The organism is Leisingera sp. CC-HEC096 (assembly GCF_059429235.1).
In genome coordinates, this window is sequence record NZ_JCAIJS010000001.1 from 1,156,567 (window position 1) to 1,183,534 (window position 26,968).

Below are 26,968 nucleotides of genomic sequence, written 5' to 3' on the forward strand. Positions count from 1 at the left end.
CAGATGAAAGGGATCCCGTCCCTTCCAGCCTCAACAGGGAGACAAGAACATGATCAAAATGGCAGACTACAACGGCCCGATCCTGGAGATTGACAAGCTGTCGATCTCCTTCTTCACCCGTCTGCGCGAAATCCCCGCGGTGATGGATTTCTCCGTGGCGGTGCAGCCGGGCGAGGCCGTGGGCCTGGTCGGCGAAAGCGGCTGCGGCAAATCCACCGTGGCGCTGGGGGTGATGCAGGACCTGGGCAAAAACGGCCGCATTGTCGGCGGCACCATCAAGTTCAAGGGGCGCGACCTGAGCGAGATGAGCGCAGAAGAGCTGCGCGACATCCGCGGCAATGAGATCGCGATGATCTATCAGGAGCCGATGGCCTCGCTCAATCCGGCGATGAAGATCGGCAAGCAGCTGATGGAAGTGCCGATGATCCACGAAGGCGTCAGCGAGAAGGAAGCCTATCAGCGCGCCCTGGAAGTGGTCACCGACGTGCGCCTGCCCGACCCGGAGCGGATGCTGAACTCCTTCCCGCACCAGCTTTCGGGCGGCCAGCAGCAGCGTATCGTGATCGCGATGGCCCTGATGTCTAAGCCCTCGCTGCTGATCCTTGATGAGCCCACCACCGCGCTCGACGTGACGGTGGAGGCCGCGGTGGTTGAGCTGGTCAAGGATCTGGGCAAGAAATACGGCACCTCGATGCTGTTCATCTCCCATAACCTAGGACTGGTTCTGGAGACCTGCGACCGCTTGTGCGTGATGTATTCCGGAGAGGCCGTGGAACGCGGCTCGATCCACGACGTGTTCGACGAGATGCAGCATCCCTATACCCAGGCGCTGTTCCGCTCGATCCCGCTGCCGGGGGCTGACAAAAACGCCCGGCCGCTGGTCGCGATCCCCGGCAACTTCCCCCTGCCCCACGAGCGGCCGCCTGGCTGCAACTTCGGCCCCCGCTGCGACTATTTCGAAGAGGGCCGCTGCGATGCCGACCAGGTGATCCCGATGCGGCCGGTAAAGGGCAATGACCGGCACGAGACCCGCTGCCTGCGGTTCGAGGAGATCGACTGGAACGCGCCGCTGACGCTGGGCGAGCAGAAGGAAAAGACCGCGCCCGGCCACGTCGTTCTGAAGATGGACAACCTCAAGAAATACTATGAGGTTGCCGCCAATGCGCTGTTCGGCGGCGGTGAGAAGAAGGTTGTGAAGGCCAACGAGACGCTGAGCTTTGAGGCGCGCGAGTCTGAAACCCTCGCCATCGTCGGCGAATCCGGCTGCGGCAAATCCACCTTTGCCAAGGTGCTGATGGGTCTGGAAACCGCAACCGAGGGCCAGATCCTGCTGGATAACCGCAATATCGAGCAGATCCCGATCGAGGAGCGCGACACCAAGACCGTCTCTGACGTGCAGATGGTGTTCCAGAACCCGTTCGACACGCTAAACCCGTCGATGACTGTGGGCCGCCAGATCATGCGGGCGCTGGAAATCTTCGGGGTGGGCGGTTCCGAGGCCGAACGCCGCAAGAAGATGCTGGAGCTGCTCGACCTGGTGAAACTGCCGCGGGCCTTTGCCGACCGGATGCCGCGGCAGCTCTCGGGCGGTCAGAAGCAGCGTGTGGGCATCGCCCGCGCCTTTGCCGGCGGCGCCCGCATTGTCGTGGCGGATGAGCCGGTCTCGGCGCTGGACGTGTCGGTGCAGGCTGCCGTCACCGATCTCCTGATGGAGATCCAGCGCAAGGAAAAGACCACGCTGCTGTTCATTTCCCACGACCTGTCGATCGTGCGCTACCTGTCGGACCGGGTGATGGTGATGTATTTGGGCCATGTGGTGGAGCTCGGCACCACCGACCAGGTGTTCGCACCGCCCTACCACCCCTATACCGAAGCCCTGCTGTCGGCTGTGCCGATTGCCGATACCTCGGTCGAAAAGGAGCATATCGTTCTGGAAGGCGACATCCCGTCGGCGATGAACCCGCCCCCGGGCTGCCCGTTCCAGACCCGCTGCCGCTGGAAGTCAGAAGTGCCGGGCGGATTGTGCGAGCGCGAGGTGCCGCCGGTGCGTCAGCTGGGTGATGGCCATCAGGTCAAATGCCACCTGAGCGACGAGGTGCTGGAGCGGATGACACCGGTGATCAAGGTCGCCGCTGAGTAAAGCCGCGCAATCTCAAGTCTAGACATCAGGCAGGGGCCCGCCCCTGCCTTTTTCACTCAAGCACCGGCGGCCTGCCGGTCCCAGGCCTGCCATGAGCCGATCCATTCGGATCCGCCAAGCGCACCGGCCAGAGGCTCAAGCTCTTCCTGGTAACGCCGCCACTTGCCAAGTGCGCCTGTGTTGATTTTCTCCCGGACCTGGAGGAGCGACGCCGTGTTCACCGCGGCTTCGTTTTCCTCAGGACGCAAACAGGCCTCGTGCCAGTCCAGGCCGGCATGCGCAAGCAGCGCCCGGATCTGCTCCTCGGGGTGTGAAACAAGCGCTTCATAGGATTGGATCCGCAATTGGCTGCCCAGTTTGCTCTGGTAGTCCTGAACCGACGACAGAACACTGCGGGTGATGTGGCCGATCCACTCAAGCCGGGCAGAGAATCCATTGCCCGCGTGAAAATTGGTTTTGAAGTTTGACAGGCCGGTATCCAGCGGATGCCGTGACATGAACACGAACCTGGCATCGGGCAGCAGGACATGCGCAAGCCCCAGTTCGAAGCAGTTCAGCGGCATCTTGTCGAGCACGACACGCCCCTCCGGACGCTCGTTCTGAAAGGCGCATTGGTAGAAATACGCCCGGAACTGGCGGATTGCCTCCTCGTCGAGCTGACCGAACCAATCCCACCAGCCGGTGCCGCCGCCGCGGGCCGCAACATATTGCCGGACGGCACCGGCAGTCTTGTCCAGTGCGCTGCTTTCTCCGATGCTGCAAATCTCTGGATGCCGGCTGAGTGAGCTTTCCACCAGCGTGGTTCCAGAACGCGGCATCCCGGTGATGAACAGCATGCGGGAGGCGTCAGCATCTGCCTGTGCGTCAGCGGCGCGGCAAGCCTCAAAAAACCTGGCCTGATCCTTCACACGCGTACCGACACTCTCAGCATCGTAGTCCGCATCCTTCAGTTCATTTGCCGATTTGTAATGGGCAAATGCCAGTTTGAAGTTCCCCTGCTTTTCCTCGATCCTGGCAAGGGTTGCATGCGCCAGAACCTGCTCCGCGACAGAGACCGTGGCGGATGCCGCCAGCGCCTTGAGGCGCGAAACATGGGGGCTGTTGACCGGAACCGGCTGCACCAGGTTCAATCCGGCGATGAAACTGACATTCTCCGGCGACAGCTCCAGGGCCTTGCGATAGGCCGCTGCAGCGCCGGTCCTGTCGCCGGCAGATGCCTTCATGGCGGCGAACTTTCCCCAGGCTGCCGCGTTGGCGGGCACAACGTCCAGAAGGAGTTCCATCAGTTTCAAGGCCGTCTGGCAATCGCCTACCCGGAAATAGCAGACCGCGGCCCGGTCCAGCACTGTTGCGTCGTCAAAGTCTGACCTCAGCACCGGGATAAGCAGTTGCAGCGCCTGAGCAAACCTGCCCCCGGCCATCAGCTGGTCCACGGCCGCTAAACCGCTGTGGGGAAATTTTGCAAAAGCACTTTTGTCCAGCACCCGGTTCATGGGGTCTCCTTGCTCCGTCGTTTGGGACCAAGGTTAAGGCCACAAGCTTTACAAGCAGTGAAGAGGACGCGCGAAGCCCAGCTGCGGCTTGCCGAGACCTGCTGGAGCACCGGACACAGCCAGTCGCGGATCAGACAGGTGTCAGCTCAGCAGCAGCACCGCGATCATCAGGAGGTTCAATGACGCAAACTGCAGCAGCTTCGGCGCAAGGCTGCCCCTGACAGCCGCAAACAGCGCTGCGGCCACCGAACCCGCCAGCCCCGCCAGGGCAAGGCTGCCGCCAATAGCGCCGGCCAGCCCGGTGCCAGGCCCCCATGAGGAACCAGGCAGCATCATGCCCTTCAGGCCGACACCGATCAGGATACCCGTCACGGCCCCCGCCAGGCTTGACACCGCACTGCGCGGCTGCCGCGGCAGCCGCCCGGCCAGGACGCTGTCAATCATCTGCCGGGTCGGAACTGGGCTCGGCTGCCAGTTGATCCTGCCGATCCGCTCGTCGAAGCTATTGATATACAACACTTACCCTCCAATTCCCGCCGCCAATTTCACGAAAAATTAAGGCAAATGCGTGACGCTGGAACGGAGTTAACGGGGCATTAAGGGGTGTTACTGCAGGGTTAACCAAGCCGGGAACAGCCGTCTCAGCTGCCCCAGATCTTCCTCACATAATTGCGGGTTTCCTTGTAGGGCGGGACCCCTCCGTGTTTCACCACCGCCTCCGGCCCCGCGTTATACGCCGCCAAAGCCAGCCGCCAGGAGCCGAATTTGCGGAACTGCCGCGCCAGGTAGCGGGCGCCGCCTTCAAGATTCTGCTTTGGTACCGACGGATTGACCCCAAGCGCCCGCGCAGTGGCAGGCATCAGCTGCGCAAGCCCCAGTGCTCCTTTGTGGGACTTGGCATTCGGGTTCCAGTTGCTCTCCTGCTGCACCAGCCGCAGGAACAGGTCCTCTGGCACTCCATGCTGGCGGGCTGCTGCGCGCGCCATCTCCAGATACTGCCCCCGGTACTTGCCATTATATGGCAGAGTGCCCGCGGCGGAGGGAATCCCGTAAGTCTGCGGCTGCAGCCTGGCAGAATTCTTGTACTGCGCAGCGGCGCGGCCATCCAGAACCCTGGTGTGGGCCGCAAACAGGTCGCGCCTGCTTTTTGTGCTCAATACATCGGCCGCAACTGGCTGCCCTGCTGCCATGACCGCGATCACCAACCCCGCAACGGCTTTGCGCATTTCCGCTGTCCTGATACTGTCCCACTGCGGGCAATATACCCAATGCGAAACAAAATTAAAGCAACACAGGCGTGAACCACCGCAAATCCCGCGCCGGCGGCGTCCAAAGCATCCACAGATGCCTGCTTTTCACGCTGGTCATGGGGCTATACTGTCGCCGGAACGCGGCGGGGCCGGATTCGAGCCCGGCCGCTGCTGGACACGACGAACAGAAACTAAAGGACGGAACCCTATGGCCGGCTCACTCAACAAAGTCATGCTCATCGGCAACCTGGGCCGCGACCCCGAGGTGCGCAGCTTCCAGAACGGCGGCAAGGTCTGCAACCTGCGCATCGCCACCTCGGAAACCTGGAAGGACCGCAACACCGGCGAGCGCCGCGAAAAGACCGAATGGCACTCCGTCGCGATTTTCAACGAGGGCCTGGTGCGCGTCGCAGAACAGTATCTGCGCAAGGGTTCCAAGGTCTACGTGGAAGGCCAGCTGCAGACCCGCAAGTGGCAGGACCAAAGCGGCCAGGACCGGTATTCGACCGAGGTGGTGCTGCAGGGCTTCGGTTCGACCCTGACCATGCTTGACGGCCGCGGCGAAGGCGGCGGCGGCGGCGGTTACGGCGGCGGCCAGGGCGGTGGCGGCTACGGCGGCGGCAGTCAGGGCGGCGGCTACGGCGGCGGCTATGACAGCGGTTCGCAAGGCGGCGGCAGCAGCAGCGGCGGCGGATACGGCGGCGGCGCCTCCCACAACATCGACGACGACGAAATTCCGTTCTAAGGCCAGTCGCCTCGGCAAGCCTGCCAATTCCGAACACAGAGAAGCTCCCAGGCGGTCAGCCTTGGGAGCTTTTCAAATTGTCGCGGTGCTTTCTGGTGTTTTAACGGTTTGCACGGCAGCCTCCTGCCCCGGCGGCGGAGCCGCTCCCTTCGGAAAATACAGTGCCGGCAGGCGGATGCTCCTTCGCACTCTTCGCATTTTCCCAGAAGTTTCAATAGCATGCCGAACTGAACACCACTCCGCCGGTTGACTTCGAACCAGTTGGCCCGGGCGTTCCTGACGTGCGCCGCCCCGTTCTCCCAAGTAGCCGAATATTAAGAGACCGGATGCATGCTGAATGCAATCATGGCGATAATTGTGTGACAAAGGTTCTGGTTATGAGTATGCGTTTTTTGCAGCACCTCTCCATTAGGGTGAAGATCACAATGCTGCTGGCAGCGCCGCTGCTCCTCAGCCTCTGGTTTATGGGTAACAAGCTGGTCGAACTGTACCAGCGCGCACAGGTGAACACTGTGCTGGCCGGGGAGCTGCTGGACAGCACCAGCAGCCTTGTGCACACGCTGCAGGTCGAACGCGGGATGAGCGCAGGCTACCTTGGCGGAGCCTCTGCGGCGATGCCGGAAGCGCTGCTTGACATGCGCAAGAAGAATGACGCCGCTATAGCCGGATTTCTCTCCCGCCTTAAAGGTATCGACCGCGGCCAGCTGAGCGGCGAGGCCCTTCAGTCCATTGGCGTTGCACAAACGGAGCTGGACCGGATAGCGGGTGTCCGCCAGCAGATCGCCGCCCGGTCCTTACCTGTGCGCGCCGCGGTCGGATATTACACCGCTTTGAACACCGCGCTGATCCAGACCGGGCTTTCCATAGCCCAAACGATCGACGACCCCGGCATCTTCAACGAGGCTGTTGCCCTGTCGCTCTATTTGCGGGCCAAGGATGCGGCCGGGCTTGAACGCGCTGCCGGCGCTGTCGGGTTTGCCAATGGCTGGACGCCCGATGATTTTCAGGCTTTTGCCGTCAGCCACGAGCGCTTCAAAGAACGTCTGGCACGTTTTCTCGACTTTGCCACCGCCGAAGAACGCGCCGCGGTGAACAGCCTGAAAAGCACCCCTGAGGTGAAGGAGTTCGAGGTATTCCAGCAGGCAATTTTGGCCGGCGGCGACCTGTCGGGCATGAACGGGGACGCGTGGTTCGCAGCCGCGACAGACATGCTGAAAGTCCTGCGCGGCAGAGAAACCGCCCTCATTCAGAACCTCAAAGACGGCATGGCGGCGTACGATGCGCAGAACAATCAGCAGCTGACCGAAATGGCCGTCCTTGCTGCGGTACTGCTTGCGGCCGTTCTCACCCTCAGCCTGGTCGTCGCCCGCGATATGACCAAGGGGCTGTCCGTGCTGAACAGCGCCTTGAGGAAACTTGCCAAAGGTGACGCCAGCACCGAGGTTCCCGGCGCGGGCCGCCGGGACGAGATCGGCGCAGTCGCCCGCAATGTCGTCGAACTGCGCACGGTGACCCAGCATAAACAGGCAGAGGAAACCCGGATCGAACGGGCACGCCGCGAAGAAGTTCTGCTGGTGGCCCGCCGTATCGGCGCAGCGTTGACGGATCTGCAGAACAAGCGGCTGGACCACCCGATCAAAGAGGTCTTCCCAGAGCAGTTCAAGTCGATCCGCACGGACTTCAACAACTCCCTGCACGCGCTGAGTGAAGCACTCTCCGCCATCGGCGAACTGAGCACGAGCGTCGACGAAAGCACCCGGTCGATCGCAGAAGCCTCAACAGATCTGGCACACCGCACCGAGGCCGAGTCGGCGACGCTGGAGAATACCACGCAAGCCATGCGCGACTTGACCGCCAGCGTGCAGGATTCGGCAAATAACGCGGATCGTGCCGAACACCTGGCGGACAGTGCCCGGAACCAAGTCAAATCCTGCGACCAAGTGGTGAGAAAAACCGTTGCCGCCATGGACAAGCTGCAGGAATCCTCTCAGGAAATCTCGCAGATCACCAAGGTGATCCAGGATATCGCCCTTCAGACCAACCTGCTGGCGCTGAATGCCGGGGTCGAGGCGGCCAGGGCCGGAGACGCGGGCCGCGGCTTTGCGGTGGTCGCCAGCGAGGTCCGGATGCTTGCGCAGCGCTGTGCGGATGCGGTGCAGCAGATCGACGAACTGACCGCCCGCAGCTCCGAACAGGTCAAGAACGGCGCCACGCTGGTCGATCAGGCAGGCCAGGCGATGTCCAGCGTGAACGAACAGGTCGGGGAAATTTCCAGCCTGGCCGTAGAGATCGCTGCCAACATCAAGGAACAGTCGGTGCAGATGGGCGATGTCAATACTGCCGTCGGCGAGCTGGAAGTGATGGCACAGCAGAATGCCGCCATGGCCGAGCAGACCACCGCCGCCACCACCTCCCTCTCGGAGCAGGCGCAGGATCTGCGGGTACTTGTCACCCAGTTCACCGTTCCCCGGTCGTCTGGCCCGCTGCCCGCGCTGACCCGCCCGTCCGGCAGAGGGGAGCCGCACATGACCATCGGCTTTGACGCCGGTCAGCCCGGATTTGACTCCGGCAGCGCCGCGGCCTGAGCCGGGCCGCCGCCTGCATTGAATACAAACAGGGCAGCCACTGCGGCTGCCCTCTTGGTTTCCTGTCTAATCCCGCCCGTCAGGCGCCGGCGCTGCGCAGCACCGACAGGACCTGCTCCGGCGGCACGTCTCCGGTCACAAAGGCCTCGCCAATGCCGCGCGCCAGGATGAACCGCAGTTGGCCCGCGACAACCTTCTTGTCCTGCCCCATCAGCTCCAGCAGCGCCGCGGCGCCGGGCAGCTCGCCGGGGATATCCGCCAGATCGGTCTTCATCCCCATCGCCTTCAGATGCGCCCGCACCCGGCTGGGGTCTTCCTGGGAACACAGCCCCAGTTTCGCCGACAGCTCAAACGCCAGCGCGCAGCCGATCGCCACGCCCTCGCCATGCAGCAGCCGGTCCGAATAGCCGGTCGCGGCCTCCAGCGCATGGCAGAAAGTATGGCCCAGGTTCAGCAGCGCCCGGTCGCCCTGCTCCGTCTCATCGCGCACGACGATGTCCGCCTTCATCTGCACCGAGCGCGCCACCGCCTCGACCCGTGCGGCGACATCGCCAGCCGCCAGGGCCGGGCCGTTTTCCTCGAGCCAGGCAAAGAACGCCGCATCGCCCAGCAGCCCGTATTTCACCACCTCGCCATAGCCGGACAGGAAGTCGCGCGGCTTCAGCGTTTCCAGAACCGAGGTATCGGCCAGAACCAGCGAGGGCTGATGAAAGGCGCCGATCAGGTTCTTGCCCTGCGGCGCGTTGATGCCGGTCTTGCCGCCGACCGAACTGTCGACCTGCGCCAGTAGCGAGGTCGGGATCTGCACAAACCGCACCCCGCGGCGCAGAACAGCAGCGGCAAAACCGGCCAGGTCCCCGATCACCCCGCCGCCAAAGGCGACAACCACGTCGCCCCGCTCCACCTTTTGCTCCAAGAGCCACTCCACCGACCGCGTGAATTGCGGCCAGCCCTTGGTCGCCTCGCCCGGCGGCAGGGCCAGCGCCGTCATCTCCACGCCCGCAGCCGCCAGCCCGGCGCGCAAAGCGTCCAGGTGCTTCTCCGCCACGGTCTCGTCGGTCAGCACTGCCACCTGCGGCCGTTTCAGCAGCGGCCTGATACGCTCGCCCGCTTGCGCCAGCAGCCCGGGCCCGATCACGACGTCATAGGCGCGGTCGCCCAGAGGCACGTGAACCGTACGTTCCATCATTTCCACTCCAGTACATCGGGGCGTGCCTTCAAGGCGTCCAGCACGCGGTCAACCATGGTTTCGATTGCGGCCTGGCCGTCAGAGGCAACCGTCAGATCGGCCTTGGCATAAAGCGGCACCCGCTGCTCGTACAGGCCCCGAAGCGTCGCATAGGGATCGGCGGTGCGCAGCAGCGGCCGGGTGTCGCGGTGGCGGACCCGGTTCCACAGCACATCCAAACCTGCGTCCAGCCAGACAGAAACCCCTTTGGCGGTGATCACCTCACGGTTCTCCTGCGCCAGGAACGCGCCGCCGCCGGTCGACAGCACTCCGCGCTCCTCTTCCAGCAGGCGGGCAATCACCTGCCGCTCCTTCTGGCGGAAAAACGGCTCGCCGTCGCGGGCGAAAATCTCCGGGATGGTCATGTTGGCAGCGGCCTCGATCTCATGGTCGCTGTCCAGAAAGGACACATCCAGCCGGGCCGCCAGCGCCCGCCCCACAGCGGTCTTGCCGGCTCCCATCATCCCCACCATCACGATGGTTTTCTTCAGTTGCCCAGGCACCGGGCCCGCCGCCTTCTGGCCGCTGCTTTGCTCTTTTTCGCTCATTCTTCAGTGAATGACGTGATCTTGCGCAAAAGGGAATATATAACTTGGTCAAAAGAGCAGGAAACAGGCATTGGACACGATATGGGGCGTTTGATTAAGTATCTGGTCTATTTGGTAGTTCTGGCCGGTATCGGGCTGGTTGGCTACGCCTATGTGGGGCCGTGGTTCGGCGCCGATTTCCGCGCGCCCAGCACCGAAGTGCGCAAGCCGGTGGTGCTGAATGCGGATTAAGGCGGCTGCCGCAGGGGTTATGCTGGCAGGCAATGCCTTCGCCAACGAGCCCCTGGCAGCGATTGACTGGCTGAACCAGCCGCAGCCGCGCAGCGGCCTGCCCGGCACCGTTCTGCTGGAACCGCCGGTCACCGGCACCGCCACGGTGCCGCCGGTGTCCGTCACCCCGCTGGAGGCGCTTCTGCCGCCTGTCGGGCTGGTTCCGGCTGCCGCAACGGGGCTTCCGCCCGACATGTGGCGCGGCAGCAGTGCTGATGAGGTCGCCCGCCTGATCGAAACCGTGCCGGTGCGCGGCAGCCCGGCGATGCAGGCGCTGCTGTTCACCCTTCTGCTGTCGGAAAGCCGCCCGCCTGCAGCCTCCAAGGACAAGATCCTGCTGGCCCGGCTCGACCGGCTGCTGGCGCTCGGGGCTGCGGACCCGTCGCAAGCACTGGCGGAACATGCTGGCCCGGCCAAAAACAAGGAGCGGTTCGCCCGCTGGTTCGATGCCACCCTGCTGACCGGCAGCGAGGATGCCTCCTGCAAGGCACTGGCCGCCGAGCCGCATTTGACGGACAGCTATGACGACAGAATCTTTTGTGCGGCGCGGCGCGGCGACTGGCCGACTGCGGCGCTGATGCTGGAAACCGCCCATGCGCTGGAACTGCTGCCCAAGGAGCGGATGGACCTGCTGGACCGTTTCCTCAATCCCGACCTGTTTGAGGGGGCGCCGCCGCTGCCCCATCCGGCGGAACCGGATCCGCTGACCTTCCGCCTGTTCGAAACGATTGGCGAGCCGATGCCCACGTCGCCGCTGCCGCCGGCCTTTGCCGCGGCGGATCTGCGCGACATTGCCGGCTGGAAAGCGCAGCTGGAAGCGGCGGAGCGGCTGGCCCGCGGCGGAGCGCTCAACCCCAATCAGTATCTCGGCCTGTTCAGCGACCGCAAACCGGCCGCATCGGGCGGCATCTGGGACCGGGTTGCGGCGGTGCAGCAGCTGGAGCACGACCTGAATTCCGGCCGTGCCGAAGCAGTTGCCGCTTCCCTGCCCCGCGCATGGGAGGCGATGCAGCAGGCGGGCACCGAGACCGTTTTTGCCGACCTCTTTGCCGAGCCGCTGGCGCGCGCCGGGCTGGACGGCCCCGTCAAAGCGCTGGCCTGGCGTATCCGCCTGTTGTCTCCGCTCTATGAACTGGCCGCGCATGACGCCCCAGCGGAAGGAACCCGGGAGCAGTTCCTGGCAAGCCTCGCCCGCGGACGCCCCGGCGAGGTCCCGGCCCCGTCGCCGCTGGCGGAAGCCATTGCGCTGGGATTCGCCGCAGAACCGCCCGTCCCCGCCGTGATCCGGCAGCTGCTGGACAATGGCCAGCTGGGCGAAGCGATCCTGCGCAGCATGGTGCTGTTTGCGCAAGGTTCCGACGGCAACCTGGGCGACCTGACCGCCGCGCTGGCCGCTTTCCGTGCGGTTGGGCTGGAGGACACCGCCCGGCGCGCCTCATTGCAGCTGATGCTGCTGGAGCGTCAGTGACATGGCAGCTCCTTCCGCGAACTTCCAATGGATCTCTACCTTCCTCGATGCCCAGGCAGCAGAGACCGGCGCGTCGCAGAACACGCTCCTGGCCTATGGCCGCGACCTCAAGGACCTGACCGCCTGGCTGGAGCACCGCTCCCTGGATTTCCTCACCGCTTCCCAGGACGATATCGAGGCCTATCTGATCAACTGCGACGCCCAAGGGCTGGCGCGCTCCACCCGGGCCCGGCGGCTGTCGGCGGTGAAGCAGATCTACCGCTTCGCCTTTGAGGAAGGCTGGCGCGAAGACAATCCCGCGATCCAGATCCGGGGACCGGGCCGCGAGAAACGGCTGCCAAAGACGCTCGAGGTGATCGAGGTCGACCGCCTGCTGGACGCGGCCCGCCAGACCGGCCGGAGCAAGGCCGACCGGCTGCGCAACACCTGCCTGATGGAGCTGCTCTATGCCACCGGCATGCGGGTGACCGAGCTGGTGTCGCTGCCGGTCTCCGCTGCCCGCGGCGACCCGCGGATGCTGCTGATCATGGGTAAAGGCGGCAAGGAGCGCATGGTTCCGCTGTCGCCGCCCGCGCGCGAGGCGCTGGCAGTCTGGCTGCAAGTCCGTGACGAGGCAGAGGCCGCGCGCGAAGCAAAGGGCAACCCGGCCTCCCGCTTCCTGTTCCCCTCCCGCGGCAAGTCCGGCCACCTGACCCGGCACCGCTTCTACCTGCTGATCAAGGAACTGGCAGTGACCGGCGGCGTCTCACCGGACAAGGTCACCCCCCACACGCTGCGCCATGCGTTCGCCACCCACCTGCTGGCCAATGGCGCCGACCTGCGCGCGATACAGGCGCTTCTGGGGCACGCCGACATTGCCACCACCGAGATCTACACACACGTATTGGACGCCCGGCTGCAAGAACTGGTGCTGGAGCATCACCCGCTGGCACAGGATCAGGCCTGACGCTTGAAGCGGCGCGGGCCAGACCCCATAACTGTGCAGACATTCTCAACAACGGACTCCAAATGGACCCCGCCACTACTGTTTTTGACAGCGATTTCTGGATCACCGCCGGCTCGATTGCACTGTTGCTTGTGTGCTCCGGCTTCTTTTCCGGCTCCGAGACCGCGCTGACCGCCGCCTCCCGCGGCAAGCTGCGCAGCCAGGCCGACAAAGGTTCGGCGGGAGCCAGACGCGCGCTTTTGATTACCGAAGATAACGAAAGGCTTATCGGTTCGGTCCTGCTGGGCAACAACGTGGTCAACATCCTGGCGGCTTCGCTGGCCACTGCGCTTTTCACCCGCCTCTTTGGTGAAAGCGGCGTTGCGATGGCGACTCTGGTAATGACCCTCCTGGTACTGGTCTTTGCCGAGGTGCTGCCCAAGACCTACGCCATTTCCAACGCTGAAAAGGCCGCCTCGGCGGTCTCGGCACCGATCGCTATTATCGTCAAGGTGCTGTCGCCGGTGGTGGGCGCGGTGCGCCTCTTCGTGCGCGGAGTGCTGCGCGTGTTTGGCGTGCAGATCGACCCGGACAGCCACATCATGGCTGTGCGCGAGGAGATTGCCGGCGCCCTGCACCTGGGCCATTCCGAAGGCGTGGTCGAGAAAGAGGACCGCGACCGCATCCTGGGCGCGCTCGACCTCTCCGACCGTTTTGTCGAGGAGATCATGCTGCACCGCTCCAACATCGAGATGATCGACGCGGATGCGGAACCCGAAACCATTCTGGAGCAATGCCTGCAAAGCCAGCACACCCGCCTGCCGGTGTTCCGCGGCGAGCAGGAGAACATTATCGGCGTGGTTCACGCCAAGGATCTGTTCCGCACGATGTACACCGAGGCCGGCGGTGCCGAGGGCGATAGCGAACGGCTCAAATCCTTCGACATCACCAAGGTCGCCAAGGCCCCCTATTTCGTGCCCGAAACCACCACCCTGGACGAACAGATGCGCCAGTTCCTGCGGATGCGCTCGCATTTTGCGCTGGTGGTGGACGAATACGGCGCCCTGCAAGGGCTGATCACGCTCGAGGATATCCTGGAAGAGATCGTTGGCGAAATCACCGACGAATTCGACCCGGACGAGGAAAGCATCGTTAAGAAAACGACCGAAGGCTCCTATCTGGTCGACGGTGCCGCCACCATCCGCGACGTGAACCGGGCCACCGAATGGAACCTGCCGGACGACGAAGCCAACACCATCGCGGGCCTGGTGATCCACGAGGCGCAGATGATCCCCACCAAGGGCCAGGTGTTCTCCTTCCACGGCTTCCGCTTTGAGGTGACCGAACGGGAAGGCAACCGGGTCACCGGGCTCAAGATCCGGCCCCTGTTGTGAGCCCAGCTATGCGGCTTGTGATGAGGCAGGTGCAGTCATGACGCGCGCGGCGATGCTGGCCTGGAACGGGTTCGACCGGGTCGTGCTGGAGCTGTTCCGGCAGCTCCGCTGGTCCTTCCTGCCGCCGCTCCTGATCTATTTCGCCTATGGCGCACAGGGCATCACCACCGTCGCCGCCTCGTTTTTTGTCAAAGAATACCTGGACTTGTCGGCTGCCTTTCTGGCCGGACTGGCATTCTGGGTCGGCCTGCCCTGGGCGCTGAAGATGCCGCTGGGCCATCTGGTCGACTTGATCTGGCGCTGGAAATACCTGCTGATCCTTGCAGGCGCGGGGCTGATGGCCGGCAGCTATGGTATCCTGGCCGCCATCGTTCTGGAGCCGGCGATGATGGGCGCGGTGATGCCGCTCAATGCCTGGTATGTCACTGCCGCACTGCTCGCACCTTGCGGGTTCGTGCTGCAGGACGTGGTGGCTGATGCCATGTCGGTGGAGGCCGTGCCGCACACCGACGCGCAGGGCAATCCGCTGCCCGACTCTGAAACCAAGTCCCTGCACACCACCATGCAGACCTTCGGGCGGATCGCGCTGATCGGCGGCTCCAGCGCCGCCGCGGCCCTGAACGTCGCTCTGTTCGACGGCGCCGATGCCCTGCCGCAGCCGGAGAAAGGCGCGCTTTACGGCTTTGTTTTCACCCTTGCGCTGCTGATCCCGGTGATCTCGCTCTCCGGCGTGGCGCTGGCGATCTGGCAAAAATGGCGCAAGGCCGCGCAGCTTCGCCGCGCTGGAGTGGCCGAAGCCGACATCCGCAGCCGCATCGAACTCCCGCGCGAGCCGGTCGCCCCGAACCATTGGTATTTCATCGGCGGCGGCGCCTTTGTCGCGCTCTCCCTCGCCGTGGGTCTGGGCGACGTGCCCTATTCGCAGGAAATCGTCTTTGCCGGCTCCATGGCCATCGTCCTGTTCCTGATGCGCCAGCTGGTCGCCGTGCTGCCCACGGATCAGGCCCGCGCCCTGATCGGCACCGCCATTATCATCTTTGTCTACCGCGCCACACCCTTGCGCGGCCCCGGTGCGACCTGGTTTGAGATCGACGTGCTGGGCTTCGACCAGCAGTTCCTGTCGGTCCTGTCCCTCATAACCTCGCTGCTGACGCTGGCGGGCATGCTGATCTTCCGCCCGATGATGGCCAGCCGCCCGATCGCTTGGATCGTTGCCTTCCTGGCGATAACCGAGGCGGTCCTCAGCCTGCCCAACATCGCGCTCTACTACGGCGCCCACCACTGGACGGCGGCAATGACCGGCGGCGTGGTGGATGCCCGCTTCATCGCCATCGTCGACACCGCCGTGGAATCGCCGCTGGGCCAGGTCGCGATGATCCCGATGCTCGCCTGGATCGCCCGCAACGCGCCTTCGGGGCTCAAGGCCACCTTCTTTGCGGTAATGGCCTCCTTCACCAATCTGGCGCTCTCGGCCTCCAGCCTCGGCACCAAATACCTGAACGAAATCTTCGTGGTCACGCGCGAGGTCACAGATTCGGCAGGCAACATCACCACCCCGGCGGATTACTCCCAGCTTGGCATGTTGCTGATCACGGTTGGCGTGATCTTCCTGGCCGCGCCGCTGACGGCAATTTTCATCATCCAGAACAGCCGCTTCCGCACCTCTGAATAACCCTGGGCGGCGCAGACGGTCTGGAAGCGGCATACCGTGCCGTTTTTCTTCTGGACTACTGTTCACTTCTGTACAGAATGCGGGGAACACCTATTCAGGGAGGCCCACATGAAAACCACCACCCGCGTGGCAGTGATCGGCGGCGGCGTCGTCGGCTGCTCTGTCCTCTACCACCTGACCAAGCTCGGCTGGTCCGATGTCATGCTGATCGAACGCTCGGAACTGACCTCCGGCTCCACCTGGCACGCGGCGGGCGGTTTTCATACGCTCAACGGCGACACCAACATGGCGGCGCTGCAGGGCTACACCATCAAGCTGTATAAAGAGCTGGAAGAGATCACCGGCATGTCCTGCGGCCTCCACCACGTCGGCGGCGTCACCCTGGCCGAAACCCAGGAGCGCTTCGACATGCTGAAGGCAGAGCGCGCCAAGCACCGTTTCATGGGGCTGGAGACCGAAATCGTCTCCCCCGAAGAAATCAAGAAGATCGCCCCCGTCACCAATGTCGACGGCATCATCGGCGGGTTGTATGACCCCCTCGACGGCCACCTCGACCCCTCCGGCACCACCCATGCCTATGCCAAAGCCGCGCGCATGGGCGGCGCCACGATCGAAACCCACTGCAAGGTGATCGAGACCAACCAGCGCCCGGACGGCACCTGGGACGTGGTGACAAACAAAGGCACCATCCACGCGGAACACGTCGTCAACGCAGGCGGCCTCTGGGCGCGTGAGGTCGGCGCCATGGCCGGCGTCTACTTCCCGCTGCACCCGATGGAGCACCAGTACATCGTCACCGACGAGGTGCCGATGATCGCCGAGATCATCGACGGCGGCGGCGAGCATCCGCATGTGATGGATCCCGCCGGCGAAAGCTACCTCAGGCAAGAGGGCCGCGGCCTCTGCATCGGCTTCTACGAACAGCCCTGCAAACCCTGGGCGGTGGATGGCACCCCCTGGGACTTCGGACATGAGCTGCTGCCCGATGACTTCGACAAGATCGAGGATTCCATCGCCTTCGCCTACAAACGTTTCCCGGCGCTGGAGGCCGCAGGCGTCAAATCCGTAATCCACGGCCCCTTCACCTTTGCCCCCGACGGCAACCCGCTGGTCGGCCCGGTGCCCGGCATGCGCAACTACTGGTCCGCCTGCGCCGTCATGGCGGGTTTCTCCCAAGGCGGCGGTGTCGGCCTGATGCTGGCCCAGTGGATGGTCGAGGGCGAATGCGAGCGCGACACCTTCGCGATGGACTGCGCCCGCTTTGGCGACTGGATCACCCCGGGCTACACGCGGCCTAAAGTCATTGAAAACTATCAGAAGCGCTTCTCCATCGCCTACCCGAACGAGGAGCTGCCCGCAGCCCGCCCGTTCCGCACCACGCCAATGTACGATATCTTCGATGGCATGGGCGCGGTCTGGGGTGCGCAATACGGCATGGAGGTCCCGAACTACTTCGCCGAGGGTGACGAGCCGCGCTATGAGACCCCGTCCTTCCGCCGCTCCAACGCCTTTGAGGCCACCGCCCGCGAAGTCAAAGCCGTACGCGAAAACGTGGGCATCAACGAGGTCCACAACTTCGGCAAATATCTGGTCAAGGGAACCGGCGCCCGCGCTTGGCTCGACCGCATCATGGCCGGCCGGGTGCCGCAGCCGGGCCGCCTGTCGCTGACCCCGATGCTGTCGCCCAAGGGCCGGCTGATCGGCGATTTCACTATCTCCTGCCTCTCGGAAGAAGAATTCCAGCTCACCGCTTCCTATGGCTCGCAGGCATACCACATGCGCTGGTTCCTGCAGAACCTGAACGAAGGTGTGTCCCTCGAAAACATCTCCGACACCCGCAACGGCTTCCAGATCGCAGGCCCCAAGGCCCGCGAAGTCCTGCAAGCCTGCACCCGTCAGGACATCTCGGACATGCGCTTCATGGATGTGCGCCGCCTGACCGTGGGCATGGCCGACTGCATCGTGCAGCGTGTCAGCTACACCGGCGATCTGGGGTATGAGATCTATTGCGACCTGCCCAGCCAGCGGGCCCTGTGGGACGTGCTCTGGACCGCAGGCCAGCCGCACGGCATGAAGCCCTTCGGCATGCGGGCGATGATGTCGCTGCGCCTGGACAAGTTCTTCGGCTCCTGGCTGCGGGAGTTCTCGCCCGACTACACCGCCGCAGAGACCGGGCTGGACCGCTTCATCTCCTTCAAGAAACCCGTTGAATTCATCGGCCGCGCCGCAGCTGAGGCCGAACGTGAGGCAGGCCCCGCCCGCCAGCTCTGCGCCTTTGAAGTCGAAGCGGACGACGCCGATGTGGTCGCCTATGAGCCGATCTGGCTCGACGGCGCGGTCGTGGGCTTCTGCACCTCAGGCGGCTATTCGCACCACGCGCAGAAATCCATTGCGCTGGGGTTTGTCCCCACGGGGACAGCCAGGGAAAACCTGGAAGTGGAAATCGAAATCCTCGGCAAGATGTACAAGGCCCGCCTCATCACCCAGCCGCTGTTTGACGCCGACGGCGCCCGGATGCGCGGCTGAGCCTGAAAAACACGGGGTTCAGGTCAGTGTACCTGACCTGAACCCGCCCCGTTGCCACGGGAGAGAACGCTGACGCGGCGGCACTTGCGCAACACAAACGTCAGTACCGTTACCCGAATGTTTCGCGCGCGAAACATTAGGTCAGCTCTTATGACCTTTCTCGAACCACATCTTTTCTGGCCCCCGCTCTTCATCTTTGCAAAAATACTCCCGCCGGAGGCATCCGCCATTGCGGCCAGGAACCAAGGACCGGAATCGCATGACCGTCATCGCCATTCTCCTGCTCGCCGCCGGTGCCTCCTCGCGGATGCAGGGCCGAGACAAGCTGATGGAGGACGTGGTCGGCCAGCCTCTCCTGTCCCAGGTCTGCCGCCGCGCCGCACTGACCGGACTGCCGGTCTTTGTGACAGTGCCCGGCACGGCCCATCCCCGCGCAGCTGCCATTGGCACAGCAACACCCGTTCCAGTCCCGGACGCGGACGAAGGCATGGCCGCCTCGATCCGCCGCGGGGTCGCGGCGCTGCCCGAGGGGTGCGGCGGCGTGATGATCCTGCCCGCCGACATGCCGGAAGTGGAGACCCAGGACATGCTGCATCTTGCGGCGCATTTCCACGGAGCTGAAAGCCCCATCGTTCGCGCCTCAGCCGAGGACGGAACCCCGGGCCATCCGGTGCTGTTTCCCAGCCGCTGCTTCGCGGCCTTGCAGGCCCTTAGTGGCGATCAGGGGGCTCGCAGCGTGCTGAAACAGGAAACCGTGCAGATGGTTGCCCTGCCCGGCCGCCACGCGCTTACCGACCTGGACACGCCTGAAGACTGGGCCGCCTGGCGCCGCAGCCGCTGACCCGCGCCGCTGAATCAGAGAAGGCAGGGCACAAGGCCCTGCCTTCCTGCGCTTCGCTCTTATCTGCCATTCCCCCAAACGGCAGCCACATCTCTCAATGCACAAGCAAATGCGCCTCGTGTTTGCGCAGTGACCGGCGCGCCGCGGTATAGGCCGCGCGGCCTTGTTCCGATTTCAATTCCGGAAACAGCTCAAACAGCTCGTTGCGCTGGGCATTGTCCAAACCGCGCAGGGAGTGGTCGCCGGGCTGGAAGCTTTCGGTCCAGGCACCGTCCGACAGAACAACCTCATGCTGGTCGAACATGAAGTGAATGTAGGTGACACTGGACACCTCCACCCGGTCGACACCAGCCAGCCCGGTCAGATGCTTGGCAGCCACCAGGACCTCGCGGTCCTCGAAGTACAGCGCGGTCTTGTCGTTGGCGACCAGCACCCGGTGATTGGGGCTGACCATCATGTCGCGCTCCGGCAGGCCGTTGCCCAAGGCGCCTTTGCGGATCAGCACCGGCTGCAGATGCGAAGCGGAGGCCAGATCGGCTCCCTCCAGCGTGCGCGCCGCGATCCAGCGGATTTCCTGGATGCCATTGTCGCGGGTGATCACCCGGTCGCCGGCTTGCAGGTCCTCGACCCGGCGCTCGCCCTGCGGGGTGGCGATCAGCGTGCCCGGCGTGAAGCAGGGAATGATCTGCTCGATCTCGCCAAAGGTCATCGAGCCGGTCACGGCCCCGTCGCCGTCCAGGAAGTTGACGGTGCCGGAGATGCTGTTGCCATCCGCATCCTCGGTGACGCCGGTCAGCTCAAACGGACCGGAGCCGGTCAGGTCCAGCGTGTCGAAGTCATCGCCGCCTGAGCCGCCATCCACAACGTCGCCGGCGGTGCCACCCAGGAAGGTGTCGCGGCCATCACCGCCAGACAGGGTGTCCGCCCCGTGGCCGCCGGTGATCAGATCATTGCCTGCACCCCCATCGACGAGGTCGTCGTCGATGCCTGCGTCGATCGTATCGTCTCCGGTGCCGCCATGGATTTCGTCATCGTCATCCTGGCCATAGATCAGGTCATTGCCGGAACCGCCGTAGATGGTGTCCATACCGTTGGTGGGGTCCGGATCCGCCGGGCGGCCGTCGCTGCCGTCATCGGTGATGTTCAGCCCGTCCGGGAATGCCGGGTTCAGGCCGCCGAAGATGGTGTCATCGCCGCTGCCGCCGAGGATAGAGTCCGAACCCTCGCTGCCGGTGATCACATCCGCATCCGCGCCGCCGTCGATGGTGTCGTCGTCGATGCCGCCGTCGATCACATCCATGCCGGTGCCGCCGTCGATCAGATCGGCATCGTCGCCCGTCGAGATGGTATCATTGCCGGCCCCGCCCAGCACCGTATCCATGTCGTCGGACGGGTCCGCATCCGCCGGAATGAAGGGGATATCCGGGTCGGTGCCCGTGTAGCCCGGAAAACCGCGGTCCGGCAGCGGAACACCGCTGTCCTTGGAGGTGTCGATCACATCGTCACCGCTGCCGCCGTCCACCGAGTCCGCACCGTCGCCGCCGTCGATTGTGTCGTTGCCGCCGCCGCCCAGGATGGTGTCGTCGCCCTCGCCGCCAGTCAGCGAGTCATCTCCCGGAACCACCGGATCCTGCGGATCCGAGGAATAGTCGTAATGGGTGTTGTCAAAGGTGGTGCCCGAGGTGCCCAGATCGACAGTCAGCGTGATGTCGTCGAAATCCCGGTCGCCAAGGCCGGGCAGATCTTCAAAGCCGATCTGCACGGAGCCGTCCGGGTTCTGGCCAAAGCCCTGGGTATGGACCAGCCCATCGGGGTTCAACCCGGCATTGCTGCCGTAACCCGAGGAATAGTATGTGCCCTTGGCGTTGGAGATGCCAACACCGACAATGGCGCCTTCGGGCGCGTCGTAGGTGAAACTGCGGCCAATGTTGCCATTGGCGTTATCTGTCAGGACCACCACATTGCTGATCTCGCCGGTGTCCGGGTCGATGGTGTAGGCGAACAGCTGATTCACGATCCCCGCGGTGGAGCCGTCGATCGTGATGGTGACCGAGTCCGGGACGCCGGACACACCGTCGCCGAGGATCAGATCGTCACCGCTGCCGCCGTCAACCGTGTCGTCGCCTGCGCCTGCATAGATGCTGTCATTACCGGCGCCGCCGAGAATGACATCATCATCCGGACCTGCCGCCGGGTCGATGGCATCGGCGTTGTCGACCATGTCGCCTTCCGGATCGCCGGTATAGGCGGCATCGATCCGGTCGTCGCCGGACGTGCCCTCTACGATCCCGTCCAGTGCCGGATTCGGCTGTTCGTCACTCATTGTCATTACCCTTTCCTCACCGGTCAGGCGAAAAACCCCATCTGCCGGGTCCGCCGGACAGCCGCACAGCCATGCGGCCTGCCGCAGTCAAAACACCAGCCCACGCGGATTGGGAGCCAGAGCGCAAACGCCCTGGTTTGCGCGCCTGAACAGCGCGCAGTCGGTAAGCATCAGCTTTCTGATCAGTGGCGTGCCCGTAAAAAACGGCACCGGGACTTGTTTAAATCTTCAGCAGTCCACCACAGTCCAGCAGCTCGCAGAACTCGCCCCCCCAAATGGGCTAATCCATGCATACTTTAGGCACCCCTGCCCTCAAAGCCAAAAAATTGCCTAAAATTCCTCACATTATGGGTATCCGCCGGGCAGCAGCGGCCGGATCATGGCCTGCCCGAGCCCGCATTGTTTCCACTTCAGAAAATTAAACGCGCTGCAACTTGTCGAAATATGCCGAATTTCGCATTCAACTGCCAGATTAGCCCAGATTTGTTTCCATATTCGAAACACCCGCGAATGATCAGGTCACGCCTTTGTTCCGCCGTGTTTGTCTGGCGCGGCTGCGGCAAAGGGGCTGGATTTGGTTTCAATTACCGGAAATTTCTGAGTTTGTTTCCACAGGGCGGCAGCCCGGCCCGTCCGCGCATTCGAATCAAAGCCCGGGCCGGGCAACCAAAGCGGCCCATCCCGAAAGCAAAAACCGCTGAAGACTTTATACAAACCCGCGATACCTGGGTGCCGCAGGCCCGGTGCCCGCCCGGCTGCTCCAGCCAATGCGCGGCCCGGCCCGAAATCAATCAGCCCGCTCCATGGAAAACGGGCTATACTCAGCCTCATCAACAGACAGGAGATCACAATGCTGTACCCCCTCGCCTCGCTTGAAACTGAGAAGCTCAACGCGATCCGGGCTCTGGAAAAGGATATCGGAAGCCCTGTTGTGGCGCTGGCCGAGGTTGAGGCGGATAGTGCTTCGCTGCCGGATGACCAGCTGAAGAAACTGCAGGAACTGGAAGAGGAACTGGGTGTCGTTCTTGTGGCCGTCCGGCCGAACTGATCCTGCCCGCAAACGGGTCACACCGGCTGTCCAACCGGACGACTGGCACCGGCACCAGCCTGTTATCCAAACCTATTTGCGGGGTTATGGCGGAGAGACAGGGATTCGAACCCTGGAGACGGTTTCCCGCCTACACACTTTCCAGGCGTGCGCCTTCGACCACTCGGCCACCTCTCCGTTGAGGGGGCTTTTGAAGGATTGGAGGGGGAATTGCAAGAGCCGAAATGGCAAAAAATGCACCTTCCCCCCAATCTTTTTCAGACCTCCAAATGCAGGTAGACGCGGCGGTTCTGCTTGCCCTTTTTTTCCACCTTGCCGAGGCGGATTTTCCCGATCTCGCCGGTGCGTTTGACGTGGGTGCCGCCGCAGGGCTGGAGGTCGATCTGCTCCTCCGGGGTGCCGATGCGCACCAGCCGCACCTGACCTGCGCCGCGCGGCGGTGAGACCGACATGGTTTTTACAAGCTGCGGATTGGCGTCGAGTTCGGCGTCGGTGATCCAGTCCTCACTCACCTCCAGATCGCGGTCGATCAGCGCCTGCAGCTGGTCCTGCAGCGCCTGCTTGTCTTCCGGTGCTTCGGGCATGTTGAAATCGAGCCGGCCCTTGGCTTCGCTGATCGAGCCGCCGGTGACCTCCAGCGGGATCACCACAGACAAGAGATGCAGCGCCGTATGCACACGCATGTGGCCGTAGCGGCGGTCCCAGTCGAGCACCTGGGTCACTGTGGTGCCCGCGGGAGGCAGGGCGGAGCCGTCCTGTGGCACAAGCACCACCGCGCCCTCATCCCCTTTGACCGTGGTGGCGATGGTGCACTGCCCTTCGGCCCACAACAGTTTGCCGCTGTCGCCGGGCTGGCCGCCACCGGTGGCATAGAACAGCGTGCGGTCCAGGATGATGCCGCCCTGCTCCGTATTGGCCAGGACCTCGGCCTCTGTCATGCGGGCATAGGCATCCTTGCGGAACAGCAGGTCACTTGTCGGCATCTGAATCTCCATCTCCGTCTCCATCGGCATCCTCGCCGGGGTCTTGCTGCAGATCGTCCAGATCCGGCCTCGGCGGAGCCTTGACGGAAGCAGCCGCGGGGGCGGAGGCCGGGGTGCTTGCCGGCTCCTCTGCGCCAGGGGCTGCCGTGGCCTGGGCCAGCGCCTCCGGGTTGCGGATCCAGATGTCGCGCTGCATGAAGGGGATCTCGATCCCTTCTTCCTGGAACCGTTTGGCGATTTCGTAGTTCATGTCGGACTTGACCGACAGCACCCAGTTCACGTCGCGCAGGATGGCGCGGATCTCGAAATCGAGGGAATCGGCGCCGAAGCCCTGGAACACCACCGAGGGCGCGGGGTTCAGCAGCACCATCGGGTGGCCCTTGGCGATTTCGGCCAGGATGGCCTCTACCTTGCGCGGGTCGGTGCCATAGGCGACGCCCACCGGCACGATCACCCGGCCCACGGTGTTGCCGCGGGTGTAGTTGGTGACGGTGCCGGAAATCAGGTCGGAGTTCGGCACGATCACATCGGTGCGGTCGAAGGTCTCAATCCGGGTCGAGCGCACCGAGATGTCGCGGACATAGCCCATCAGCCCGCCGACCTCGATCCAGTCGCCCTTGGAGACCGGGCGTTCGATCAGCAGGATGATGCCGGAGACGAAGTTGGACACGATCGTCTGCAGGCCGAAACCGATGCCGACCGACAGCGCACCGGCGACGATGGCGAGCGATGAGAGGTCGAGTCCCGCCATAGAGATTGCAACCACCGCCGCAAGGAAGATGCCGACGTAGCCAAGCCCCGAGGTGATCGCGTTCTGGCCGCCCGGGTCGATCTTGGTTTTGGGCAGCAGCGAGTTGCGCAAGCTCCCCTGCACCAGACGCGTCAGCGCATAGCCAACGGCAAAAACCAGGGCAAAGGTCAGAAAGGCCGTGGGTGAAATCCGGGTGCCGCCGATCTGAAAGCCTTCCAGAAAACGCGACCATAGCTCGGTCAGGTCGGCCACCCGCGCGCCCCATATCAGCGCCAGCAGCGGCAGTGCCAGGGTGACCAGCAGGAAACCGATGATCACGGCAAACAGCGAATCCCGTGCCTCTGACCCTTTGCCGGACAGCCAGCCGTAGACGTCGCCCAGGAAGCGTTGCAGCACCAAGAGGGCGGCCAGCAGCGCCAAGGTGGAAACCGCCGGATAGATCAGCGCCTCAGCCGCGTTCACGTAGCCAAAGGCCGCCAGCACCGGCGACACAAAGCCCAGCAGATAGACGGCGCGGCGCACCAGCGTCATCACCCGGTTCGCACCGGCTGCGATGGCGCCATCGTCGTCGGTGTCGTCTTCGCTCTGCTGCTGGCGGCGTTTGGCGCCGATCCGGTGCAGGCGCAGCAGCACCAGGGCCGCGGCCATAATAAGCGGGAAGCTGGCGACCGCATGGGCCTCTGCCGGGATGCTGTCGATGTTCTCCATCAGGGTCAGCGCATCCTGCAAAACCAGGATCACCGCCAGGATATCGACCATCAGCCGGGTTTCATTGAGGCGCCCCTCCTGCACCGGCACCAGATCGTTTTCGATCCGGCCGGAGAACAGCTGGTTGCCCAGCCAGTGAAAAGAGAGGATCAGCAGCGCCCAGCCCGGCAGATAGTCCAGCAGCACGGAGCCGCGGAACCCGAGGATGCCGGACAGGTCCACCGCCGCGACCAGCAAGAGGATGCCGATAAACGGCAGGATCACCTCAAGCAGCGAGACGACAAAGCCCCAGACGCCGCGGCCGCTGCTGCCGAACTGGCGCAGGTAGTCGCCTGCTGCATGGGCCCAGGGCCGGCCGCGCAGCAGCAGCAGCGCGGAGGTCGCCAGCAGCAGAATCAAGGCGGGCAAGCTGTTCTGCACCCGCTCGGCAGTGGTGGCGCTGCCGATGCGCGAGGCGGTTTCATTCAGCAGTGATCCGGCAGACCGCGACAGAGTGCGCCACGCGCCGGGCCAGTTTTCAGGGTTGAGCGGCGACGGCCCGCGCTCCAGCAGCTTGCGGGTGCGGCGTTCGCGGATGATCTTGTCGATTTCGGCGATCAGGCCGTTGGCGCGGCTGAAGGCTTCCTCCGCCACAATACGCGGAACCTTGAGATCCTTCAGCTGCTGTTCCAGCGAACTGCGCAGCTGTGCGATGTCCTCGGGCTCGCTCTCGCCCTCTGCGGGCGGCTCGCCCAGGGCGGCAAGCTGGCCTTCCAGCGTCTGGAGGCGGTCGCCGTTTTCGGTGCGCGCGTCCAGGAAGTTCTGGCGGTAGCGCGCCAGCTCTTGGCGCAGGGTCTCCAGCGCGGCGCTGGAGGCCCGCCTGGCGTCGATCACGTCTTCCGCACGGTTCGCGGTCTTGAGCCAGTCCTGGTAAACAGCCCGGGATTCAGCATTCAGCTGCGCCAGGGCAGGCATAGCGAGGCCGGCCACAAGGGCCAGCCCCAGCAAAACAGTCCGCAACGCGGTTATGAAAGGTGTCATACGTCCTCAAAAACGCCGGGGATCGACGCAGGCGTATGGGTCATCCAATCCGGCACCGGCAGGTCTTTCTCCCGCAGGAAATCCGGATTGAACAGCTTGGACTGGTAGCGGGTGCCATAGTCGCACAGAACGGTGACGATGGTTTTGCCCGGGCCCATGTCCTTGGCCATACGCACAGCGCCTGCAATGTTAATGCCAGAGGAGCCGCCCAGCACCAGGCCTTCCTCATGCAGCAGGTCAAAGACATACGGCAGCGCCTCGCCATCCGGCACCTGATAGCTGTAATCAGGCGTGAAGCCTTCCAGGTTCTTGGTGATCCGGCCCTGGCCGATGCCCTCAGTGATCGAGCTGCCCTCAGAGGCCAGCTCGCCAGTGGTGTAATAGGAATAAAGCGCAGCCCCCAGCGGATCGGCCAGTCCGATCTTCACGCCCTTGGGCTGCAGCGCTTCGGCCACGCCTGCCAGGGTGCCGCCAGAGCCCACGGCGCAGACAAAGCCATCGACCTTGCCGCCGGTCTGCTCCCAGATTTCCGGGCCGGTGGTTTCCACGTGGGCCTGCCGGTTGGCGACATTGTCGAACTGGTTGGCCCAGATCGCGCCGTTGGGCTCCGTCTGAGCCAGTTTTTCCGCGAGGCGCTGGGAATAACGCACGTAGTTGTTGGGATTTTTGTAGGGCGCCGCAGGCACCTGGACCAGCTGGGCGCCCGCCAGGCGCAGCATGTCCTTCTTTTCTTCGGACTGGGTTTCCGGGATCACGATCACTGTCTTGAAACCCATCGACGCGCCCACCAGGGCCAGGCCGATGCCAGTGTTGCCGGCGGTGCCTTCAACAATGGTCCCGCCGGGCTTGAGCTGGCCGCGGGCCACCGCATCCTTGATGATATAGAGCGCCGCGCGGTCCTTGACCGACTGGCCCGGGTTCATGAATTCAGCTTTGCCCAGGATCTCGCAGCCGGTCTCTTCGCTGACGCGGTTCAGGCGGATAAGAGGTGTGTGGCCGATGGCATCAGCCAGATCACGTGCAATGCGCATGGTATCCCTTTCGATCTGT

Annotated in this window: 20 protein-coding genes and 1 tRNA gene; 11 read left to right on the forward strand and 10 right to left on the reverse strand. The window is 63.9% G+C overall.

Features of this window, described 5'->3' with window-relative positions; translation table 11 throughout:
• Positions 1-49: 49 nt before the first annotated feature.
• The gene (locus AC5STI_RS05680) at positions 50-2,140 is read left to right on the forward strand and encodes a dipeptide ABC transporter ATP-binding protein (protein WP_495445983.1); all 2,091 of its coding nucleotides are present in this window, start codon (positions 50-52) and stop codon (positions 2,138-2,140) included.
• Positions 2,141-2,196: 56 nt separating this feature from the next.
• On the opposite strand, the gene AC5STI_RS05685 is transcribed toward AC5STI_RS05680, so the two are convergent.
• The 3 genes from AC5STI_RS05685 to AC5STI_RS05695 form a co-directional block, all read right to left on the reverse strand.
• Positions 2,197-3,573 (reverse strand): tetratricopeptide repeat-containing sulfotransferase family protein, encoded by a 1,377-nt coding sequence (locus AC5STI_RS05685; protein WP_495445984.1) that lies wholly within the window; start codon positions 3,571-3,573, stop codon positions 2,197-2,199.
• 201 nt (positions 3,574-3,774) lie between these two features.
• Positions 3,775-4,149, reverse strand: coding sequence for a hypothetical protein (locus AC5STI_RS05690; RefSeq protein ID WP_495445985.1), 375 nt, complete (start codon positions 4,147-4,149; stop codon positions 3,775-3,777).
• Positions 4,150-4,274: 125 nt separating this feature from the next.
• A complete protein-coding gene (locus AC5STI_RS05695; RefSeq protein ID WP_475052407.1) occupies positions 4,275-4,859 on the reverse strand; it encodes a lytic transglycosylase domain-containing protein in 585 nt (194 codons plus the stop codon).
• A gap of 232 nt (positions 4,860-5,091) precedes the next feature.
• On the opposite strand from AC5STI_RS05695, the gene ssb reads away from it, so the two are divergent.
• Both ssb and AC5STI_RS05705 read left to right on the forward strand, forming a co-directional pair.
• Positions 5,092-5,628, forward strand: coding sequence for a single-stranded DNA-binding protein (ssb, locus tag AC5STI_RS05700; RefSeq protein WP_475052410.1), 537 nt, complete (start codon positions 5,092-5,094; stop codon positions 5,626-5,628).
• A 413-nt stretch (positions 5,629-6,041) separates the two neighbouring features.
• Positions 6,042-8,213, forward strand: coding sequence for a methyl-accepting chemotaxis protein (locus tag AC5STI_RS05705; RefSeq protein ID WP_495445986.1), 2,172 nt, complete (start codon positions 6,042-6,044; stop codon positions 8,211-8,213).
• Positions 8,214-8,292: 79 nt separating this feature from the next.
• On the opposite strand, the gene aroB is transcribed toward AC5STI_RS05705, so the two are convergent.
• Both aroB and AC5STI_RS05715 read right to left on the reverse strand, forming a co-directional pair.
• Positions 8,293-9,399, reverse strand: coding sequence for a 3-dehydroquinate synthase (gene aroB / locus AC5STI_RS05710; protein WP_495445987.1), 1,107 nt, complete (start codon positions 9,397-9,399; stop codon positions 8,293-8,295).
• Positions 9,399-9,989: a shikimate kinase gene (locus tag AC5STI_RS05715; RefSeq protein ID WP_495445988.1), complete on the reverse strand. Its 591-nt coding sequence runs from the start codon at positions 9,987-9,989 to the stop codon at positions 9,399-9,401. Before AC5STI_RS05715 ends, aroB begins: the two co-directional genes overlap by 1 nt.
• Before the next feature lie 81 nt (positions 9,990-10,070).
• On the opposite strand from AC5STI_RS05715, the gene AC5STI_RS05720 reads away from it, so the two are divergent.
• The 7 genes from AC5STI_RS05720 to AC5STI_RS05750 all read left to right on the forward strand — a co-directional run bounded on the left by AC5STI_RS05720 (position 10,071) and on the right by AC5STI_RS05750 (position 19,085).
• A complete protein-coding gene (locus AC5STI_RS05720) occupies positions 10,071-10,220 on the forward strand; it encodes a hypothetical protein (RefSeq protein WP_167332331.1) in 150 nt (49 codons plus the stop codon).
• Complete coding sequence (locus AC5STI_RS05725; RefSeq protein ID WP_475052421.1) at positions 10,210-11,727, forward strand: hypothetical protein; 1,518 nt, start codon at positions 10,210-10,212, stop codon at positions 11,725-11,727. Before AC5STI_RS05720 ends, AC5STI_RS05725 begins: the two co-directional genes overlap by 11 nt.
• A 1-nt stretch (position 11,728) precedes the next feature.
• A complete protein-coding gene (locus tag AC5STI_RS05730; protein WP_490397913.1) occupies positions 11,729-12,673 on the forward strand; it encodes a site-specific tyrosine recombinase XerD in 945 nt (314 codons plus the stop codon).
• Between the two features lie 62 nt (positions 12,674-12,735).
• Positions 12,736-14,046: an HlyC/CorC family transporter gene (locus AC5STI_RS05735; protein WP_475052427.1), complete on the forward strand. Its 1,311-nt coding sequence runs from the start codon at positions 12,736-12,738 to the stop codon at positions 14,044-14,046.
• A gap of 37 nt (positions 14,047-14,083) precedes the next feature.
• A complete protein-coding gene (locus AC5STI_RS05740) occupies positions 14,084-15,718 on the forward strand; it encodes an MFS transporter (RefSeq protein ID WP_495445989.1) in 1,635 nt (544 codons plus the stop codon).
• A gap of 108 nt (positions 15,719-15,826) precedes the next feature.
• On the forward strand, positions 15,827-18,244 hold the full coding sequence (locus tag AC5STI_RS05745; RefSeq protein WP_495445990.1) for a GcvT family protein: 2,418 nt from the start codon (positions 15,827-15,829) through the stop codon (positions 18,242-18,244).
• Positions 18,245-18,503: 259 nt separating this feature from the next.
• Complete coding sequence (locus tag AC5STI_RS05750) at positions 18,504-19,085, forward strand: nucleotidyltransferase family protein (RefSeq protein ID WP_495445991.1); 582 nt, start codon at positions 18,504-18,506, stop codon at positions 19,083-19,085.
• Positions 19,086-19,179: 94 nt separating this feature from the next.
• Here AC5STI_RS05750 and AC5STI_RS05755 read toward each other — a convergent pair whose 3' ends face one another.
• The gene (locus AC5STI_RS05755; protein WP_495447735.1) at positions 19,180-21,408 is read right to left on the reverse strand and encodes a Hint domain-containing protein; all 2,229 of its coding nucleotides are present in this window, start codon (positions 21,406-21,408) and stop codon (positions 19,180-19,182) included.
• 850 nt (positions 21,409-22,258) lie between these two features.
• Here AC5STI_RS05755 and AC5STI_RS05760 point away from each other — a divergent pair.
• Positions 22,259-22,456, forward strand: coding sequence for a hypothetical protein (locus AC5STI_RS05760; RefSeq protein ID WP_495445992.1), 198 nt, complete (start codon positions 22,259-22,261; stop codon positions 22,454-22,456).
• Between the two features lie 87 nt (positions 22,457-22,543).
• Here the strand turns inward: AC5STI_RS05760 and AC5STI_RS05765 are convergent.
• The 4 genes from AC5STI_RS05765 to AC5STI_RS05780 form a co-directional block, all read right to left on the reverse strand.
• Positions 22,544-22,633: transfer RNA gene (locus tag AC5STI_RS05765), tRNA-Ser, on the reverse strand.
• 80 nt (positions 22,634-22,713) lie between these two features.
• Positions 22,714-23,439 carry an alanyl-tRNA editing protein gene (locus AC5STI_RS05770; RefSeq protein ID WP_495445993.1) on the reverse strand — a complete coding sequence of 242 codons (726 nt, stop codon included), beginning with the start codon at positions 23,437-23,439 and terminating at the stop codon, positions 22,714-22,716.
• Complete coding sequence (locus tag AC5STI_RS05775) at positions 23,426-25,918, reverse strand: DUF3772 domain-containing protein (RefSeq protein ID WP_495445994.1); 2,493 nt, start codon at positions 25,916-25,918, stop codon at positions 23,426-23,428. The genes AC5STI_RS05770 and AC5STI_RS05775 overlap by 14 nt, the downstream gene beginning before the upstream one ends.
• Positions 25,915-26,949, reverse strand: coding sequence for a cysteine synthase A (locus AC5STI_RS05780; RefSeq protein ID WP_490397920.1), 1,035 nt, complete (start codon positions 26,947-26,949; stop codon positions 25,915-25,917). Before AC5STI_RS05780 ends, AC5STI_RS05775 begins: the two co-directional genes overlap by 4 nt.
• Between the last annotated feature and the right edge of the window lie 19 nt (positions 26,950-26,968).